We start from the raw sequence: 6543 nt of genomic DNA, 5'->3' as shown, positions 1-6543 counted from the left end.
TAGGGACGGCCCGCCGTCGGCAATTCCCGGAACGCCGGCGAAGGCGTTGACAGCCCTGCCCGTGAAGCGGATGCTGTGAAGACCCACTCGCAGGGAGTCAACGATGACAGCTGCAGACCTAAACCGCCGCGCCGCCCTACAGGTGCTCATGGCAGGCGGCTCCGCCGCCCTGCTGGCCGGATGCGGCGCATCCGGCACCGCCCCGCCGTCGTCCTCTCCGGGCGGCACCAACAGCATCAGCCTCACAGACCAGCGCGGCAGGACCCTGACCTTCGCCCGGCCGGTGGCCCGGGTGGTGACCATTCCAATGCCGTCGGCGTCCCTGCTGGTGGCCGTCGACCGCAGCGCCGACCACCTCGCGGCCATGCACAACGCCTCCTGGGTGGCCATGCGCGACGGCATCATGGGCACCATGTTTCCCGCCGCCCTGGACCTGCCGCACGACATCGCCACCCAGGACTTCACCGCAAACGTTGAAAGCATCCGGGCCCTCAACCCGGATGTGGTGGTCCAATGGTCGGACGCGCAGCTCATCGAGCCCCTGGAGAAGGCGGGACTCCAGGTCCTGGGGTTGAAGAACTCCGGCACACAGGAGGACGTGGACGCGTGGGTGGCCATGTTCGCCGCCATGCTCGGCAAGCCAGAACGTGCCACCGAACTCAAAACCCGCAGCGACCGCGAGCTTGCCGAGGTCAAATCCCTGGCGGCCGGGCGCGCGTCCAAAGGGCCGAGCATCCTGTACTTCAACCGCTTCACCGGCGGACTCAAGGTTGCCGGCGCCAAGAGCTACAACGACTTCTACATCAAGCTGGTGGGCGGCTCCAACCCGCCCACCAGCAAGGATCCGCTGACCGGTACCGGCATGGTGGGCGTGGACATCGAGCAGGTCCTGCGCTGGGATCCCGAGGTGATCCTGCTGGGCAACTTCGACGCCGCAATGCCGCAGGACATCTACTCGGACCCGGTGTGGCAGAACGTGTCCGCGGTCCGCGCCAAGCGTGTCTACAAGGTCCCGCTGGGTGGCTACCGCTGGGATCCGCCCGGGCAGGAGTCGGCGCTCATGTGGCACTGGCTGGGCGACATCGCCTTTCCCCGGGAGAAGTCGGCGGTGCGGGACAAGGCTTCCGAATACTTCAGGTTCCTGTACAACCACGAGCTCACGGCCAAAGAACTGGACAAGATTCTCTGGACCGCGGAGAACGGGCAGTCCGCCAACTACCGGCAGTTCAATGCTTGATGAGGCCGGTTCCCCGCGCCTGGGCAGGCGGCTGCGGACCGCGCCGCCGGCACTGCCGCGGGCAGGCCCCGCTGCCGCCGCCGGAACGGGAGAACGACGGCGGGAACCCGCCGTCGTTCTCCCCATCGCCTTGACTGCCTGCTTCCTTGCCGCGGTGGCGGTGCTGGCCCTGGCCGTGGGCCGGTACAGCGTGCCCCTGGACCACGTGGTCCAGATCCTGGCCGGGCAACTCGCCCCGATCCCGGTCCAAGCCAGCGGGACCGAACAGAACGTGGTGCTGCTGGTCCGGCTGCCCCGGGTCCTGCTCGCCTTGCTGGTGGGCGGCGGCCTGGCAATCGGCGGCGCCGCGCTGCAGGCGATTTTCCGCAACCCCCTGGTCAGCCCAGAGATCATCGGGGTCTCCGCGGGTGCGTCGTTCGGCGGTGCCCTGGCCCTGCTGCTCGGCCTCGGTTCGTTTCTTCTGGTGGGCGGCTCCTTTGCCTGCGGGCTGCTGGCCCTCGGGACCCTGTTCCTGATCACATCCGGCCGCGCGGGGACGCCGATGCTTATGGTCGTGCTCGGCGGGGTGGTCACGGGATCCTTCTTTTCGGCTCTGGTCGCCCTCGTGACCTACATCGCGGACCCCAACACCACGCTGCCCGCCATCGTCTTCTGGCTGCTGGGCAGCGTCTCCTCAGCCACCTTCGCCAAAGTCGCGGTAGCCCTGGTCCCCGTGCTGGGCGGAGCCGCCGTCCTCGTGGCGCTGCGGTGGCGGATCAACGTGCTGTCCCTCGGCGACGAGGACGCGGCCGCCCTGGGGGTACGCCCCCGCCCGCTCCGGTGGGTGGTGCTGGTGGCCGTGGCACTGATCGTGGCCGGGGCCGTGGCGGTCAGCGGCGCCGTCAGCTGGGTGGGCCTGGTGATCCCGCACCTTGCCCGGATGTGGGTGGGACCGGACCACCGCGTCCTGCTGCCCGTTTCCTTCCTGCTCGGCGGGGCCTATATCGTCCTGGTGGACACCATCGCCCGCACCGCCACCGCCGGGGAGATCCCGCTCGGCGTCCTCACCGCCCTGATCGGCGCGCCGGTGTTCTTCCTGCTCCTGCGCCGGAACCGGGAGAAGGTCTGGGACAGTGCTTGAACTCGACGGCGTGGGCTTCGGTTACCCGTCCCGGGACTGGGTGTTCCGCGGCGTCAGCTTCCGCGTGCCGCCGGGAACGGCCACCGCCGTGCTGGGTCCCAACGGGAGCGGCAAGACCACGCTGGTGCGTTGCGCCGCCGGGTTGCTGGAACCGCAGGAGGGAACCGTCCGGCGGAGTGAAAGCGCGGGCTACGTGCCGCAGGCCCACGGCAGCGCCTTTGCCTACCGGGCGCTGGACATGGTCCTGATGGGGCGGGCACGGCACGTTGGCGTGTTCCGGACGCCCGGGCCCTCCGACCATGACGCAGCGCTCGAGGCGATGGAGCGGGTGGGCGCGGCCGGGCTGCGGGACCGGCGTTTTCCCACCCTCAGCGGCGGCGAGCAGCAGCTGATCCTGATCGCCCGGGCGATAGCCGCTGGCTCGCCCATCCTGGTGCTGGACGAGCCCGCCACCGGCCTGGACCTCAAGAACCAGGCCCGCGTCCTGACGCTGCTGCGTGAACTGATGGCCGGCGGCATGGCCCTGCTCCTGAGCACCCACCATCCCGACCACGCCCTGCACCTTGCCGACCGCGTGGTCCTGCTGGGCCGCTCGGGCGTGCGGACAGGCCCGGCCGCGGAGCTCCTGACCGACGCCCAGCTGTCAGCCCTCTACGGGGTGCGGGTGAGCACCGTGGCCTACTCCGACGGCGGCCCCGGCTCGCCCGTTCCCCCAGGCTCCGCTAAGTCCCCCGTCTCGGCCAATTCCCCCGACACCGCTAACAGGACGACCCGCCGGACCATCGTGGTGCACTACGGCAGTTGACGCTTCCTCACCTTTCGCACCCATTCCACCAACGATTCCTCACGTCCTGCAGGCTTTTCACCGATGCCCCCGCAGATCCTGCCGCCTCGAACCAGACGCTTCCGAAGATCCCGCCGCCCGAACCAGACGCTTCCGCAGATCCTGCCGCCCGAATCCACAAGCACTCCCGCACGGCGTCAGGAAGCGTCCGGGACGACCCAACCAAACGTGAGGAAGCGTCCGGAACAACCCAACCAAACGTGAGGAAGCGTCCGGGAAAAACCTGCGGGACATGAGGGAGCGTTGAGTGGTTACCCCGTGTTGCGGAGGCCGGCTGCCACACCGTTGACGGTGATGAGCATGGCACGCTGCAGGCGCTCGTCGATCTCGCCACCGGAAATGCTGGCACCTTCTGCCCGCACGCGGCGAAGCAATTCCACCTGGAGGTAGCTGATCGGGTCGAGGTACTGGTCGCGGATTTCCAGGGACCGTTTGAGCGTGGGCTGGGCGTCCAGGAGCACGATCTCGCCGGTGAGGTTCTGAATCTCGGCCACGGTAAGTTCGTATTCGTCCCGGATCGCACGGAAGAGGTGGTGCAGCTCCTCCGGGACCAGGGTGTCAACGTAGTATCCGGCAATCTCCATATCCGTCTTGGCGAGGGTCATCTCCACGTTGGACAGCACCGAGCGGAAGAAGTGCCAGCCGTGCATCATCTCCACGAGCTGGGCAGAGTTGCCTGCTTCCCGTGCCGCCTTCAGCCCGGAGCCGACGCCGAACCAGCCCGGCACGATCTGCCGCGACTGGGTCCAGCCGAACACCCACGGGATGGCGCGCAGGCCACCCAGCCCCGCACCGGAGTCCGGTCGCTTGGACGGGCGGGAGCCGATGTTCAGCGAACCAAGCTGCTCCACCGGCGTCGAGGCCAGGAAGTACGCCGGCAGGTCCGGGTGGTCGATGAGGCCGCGGTAGCGGGCAAACGCGGCGTCGGAGATGGTCTCCATGACGTGGCCGAACCGCTCGCGCTGGTCGTCCGAGGTGCGCGGCGTGCGGTGCAGCGCGGACCCCTGCAGCACGGCGGCGAGGGACAGCTCAAGGTTTTCGCGGGCCAGCTCCGGCAGGGAGTACTTGTCGGAGATGACCTCGCCCTGTTCGGTGAACTTGATTTCACCTTCGAGGACACCGTTCGGCTGCGCCATGATGGCGTCGTAGGTGGGTCCGCCGCCGCGGCCCACGGAACCGCCGCGGCCGTGGAACAGGCGCACTCGGACCCCGTGCTTGGTGGCGATATCGCGCAGCTTGCGCTGGGTTTTGTGGATTTCCCACTGGCTGGTCATCACGCCGGATTCCTTGTTGGAGTCTGAGTAGCCGAGCATGACTTCTTGGACGTCCCCGCGCAGCCGGACCAGCTCGCGGTAGGACGGATCGGACAGCAACTGGTCGACGATCTCCGCCGAGGCGCGCAGCTCCTCGACGGTTTCCAGCAGCGGCGCGAAGCCGATCTTGGCGTAGGGGGCATCTCCGAAAAGGCTGACCAGTCCGGCCTCGCGCGCCAGGACGGCGGCGGCCAGGACGTCGTCGGCGCCGCGGGTCATGGAGATGATGTAGGTTTCGATGACGTCCGGGCCGTAGGTGCGCAGGGCGCGGCGGATCTCCCGGAAGACGTCGTACGTGCCGTCAGCGGCGCCGTCGAGCCTGATCGGGTGTCCGGACAGCGGACGGCGGGAGGCGAGTTCGGCGCTCAGCACCTCGAGCCGCTCTTCCCGGGTCAGTTCGGCATACCGGATGCCAGGACCGCCGAGACGGTCCATGAGCTGTCCGACCGCGTCGTGGTGGTGGTCTGCGTGCTCGCGGATGTCGAGGGTGGCCAGGTGGAGGCCGAAGGACGCGATGGCGCGGCGGACCCGGGCCAGCGCGCCGTCGGCCACGAGGGACGCCGAGTGGTTGCGCAGGGACAGTTCCAGCAGCTCGAGTTCGCCGATGAGCTCCTCGGTGGAGGTGTAGTCGCGGCCCGGCTGGTGCTTGGATTCGGAGGCGACCCGCTTGCCGGTGTTGATGAGCTTGGCCTTGATGCAGGTCAGCTTCAGCCGGTAGGGCTCCTGGGCGTTAAGTTCCAGGATGCGGCGGTCCAGGCCGGGCAGTTTCGCGAGGTCGGCGTCGATCGAGTCGAGCAGTGCTTGGTCCGCGCCGGCGAGGGCCGTGGAGTTGGACAGGATCGAGATGAGCTCGTCGAGCATGGCGATGCTGATCCGCACCGCGTTCTGGTTCTGGAGCTGGAGGATCTCATGGGTCACGGCCGCGGTGACGTTGGGGTTGCCGTCGCGGTCACCGCCGATCCAGGAACCAAACCGGATCGGGGCGTTCTGGGCCGGCAGCGCAACGCCGTGCTCGCCGAGGAGTTCCGAGAATTCCGTGAGCATCTCCGGCAGTGCGTCCGTCAGGATGCTGTTGAGGTAGTAGATGGCGTTGCGGGCCTCGTCCACCGGAGTGGGCCGGACCTGGCGCAGTTCGTCCGTCTGCCACATCTGGTCGATCATTTCGGACAGCTGGCGGTCCTGCCGGCGCCGGGCGCTGGTGCCCTCCTCGGTGGGCTGGGCCAGCACGTCCGAGAGCTTGCGGATCTTGTCCAGCACGGAACGGCGGGAGGCCTCGGTGGGGTGCGCGGTGAAGATCGGGCGCACATCCAGTTCGTTGACGACCTCCTGCAGCACCGCCGGGCCGGCCTGCCCCGCGATGTCCTCGACAGCCTTGGCCAGCCAGCCGTCTTTCTCCTGCCGGGTGCGCAGCCGGCGGACCCGGTGGACCTGCTCGGCGGCGTTGGCGAGGTGGAAGTAGAAGGCGAAGGCGCGGACCAGGTCGGTCGCCTGCTCGAGCGGCAGGGAGGCGAGCAGTTCGCGGACCTGGGCGACGACGTCGTGCGCGCTCCACGGGCCGGTGGCATCCGCGCCGCCCCGGGCGGCTTCCTTGGATTCCTTCGTCAGCAGGCGCACCTGCTCCACGAGGTCAAGGAGTTCGGGGCCGTGCTGGCGGACCAGGGATTCGCCCAGCAGGGTGGAGACCCGGCGTACGTCGGCGCGGAGTTCGGCGGCGAGATCTGTTTCGGAATTCATTGCAGTGTCAGCCATGGAAACTATCTTTCGAGTGTTTGACTTTGGCTCGTACACTGCGCTGGATACTGTGAGCCGGGTTACTGTTCCTATGGGATGTTACCCGCAGCCGGCCGAACCCCGGGAATATGTCTCAGATACCGTCGGGCCCTTGAACCGGAGCGGCCGGTCGCTGTATTTAGGACGCTCCATCTGCGACATGGCCCCGGATCCGGCGGGAATAGGGCCCTTCACCTAGGCTACGCCGGCCGCGCGTCCGGCGGCAGTGCGCGGGTTCCGGCAACCTCCCGGCAACGCA

4 protein-coding genes are annotated in these 6543 nt (G+C 68.3%); 3 read left to right on the top strand and 1 reads right to left on the bottom strand.

Features of this window, described 5'->3' with window-relative positions; genetic code table 11:
• The first annotated feature begins 103 nt into the window (after positions 1–103).
• The 3 genes from ACFQ50_RS05500 to ACFQ50_RS05490 are packed head-to-tail and all read left to right on the top strand — an operon-like array spanning position 104 to position 3162.
• Positions 104–1237 carry an ABC transporter substrate-binding protein gene (locus ACFQ50_RS05500; RefSeq protein WP_377994512.1) on the top strand — a complete coding sequence of 378 codons (1134 nt, stop codon included), beginning with the start codon at positions 104–106 and terminating at the stop codon, positions 1235–1237.
• On the top strand, positions 1230–2357 hold the full coding sequence (locus ACFQ50_RS05495; protein ID WP_377994510.1) for a FecCD family ABC transporter permease: 1128 nt from the start codon (positions 1230–1232) through the stop codon (positions 2355–2357). Before ACFQ50_RS05500 ends, ACFQ50_RS05495 begins: the two co-directional genes overlap by 8 nt.
• A complete protein-coding gene (locus ACFQ50_RS05490) occupies positions 2350–3162 on the top strand; it encodes an ABC transporter ATP-binding protein (RefSeq protein WP_377994508.1) in 813 nt (270 codons plus the stop codon). The genes ACFQ50_RS05495 and ACFQ50_RS05490 overlap by 8 nt, the downstream gene beginning before the upstream one ends.
• Before the next feature lie 290 nt (positions 3163–3452).
• On the opposite strand, the gene ppc is transcribed toward ACFQ50_RS05490, so the two are convergent.
• Entirely contained in the window at positions 3453–6263 is a 2811-nt protein-coding gene (gene ppc, locus ACFQ50_RS05485) for a phosphoenolpyruvate carboxylase (RefSeq protein WP_377994507.1), read from the bottom strand.
• Positions 6264–6543: the final 280 nt, after the last annotated feature.

The sequence above is a fragment of the Arthrobacter sp. NPDC056493 genome, from assembly GCF_042795115.1.
Lineage (GTDB): Bacteria > Actinomycetota > Actinomycetes > Actinomycetales > Micrococcaceae > Arthrobacter.
The sequence above is the reverse complement of the archived record's forward strand: the minus strand, read 5'-3'. Positions and strand labels throughout refer to the sequence as shown.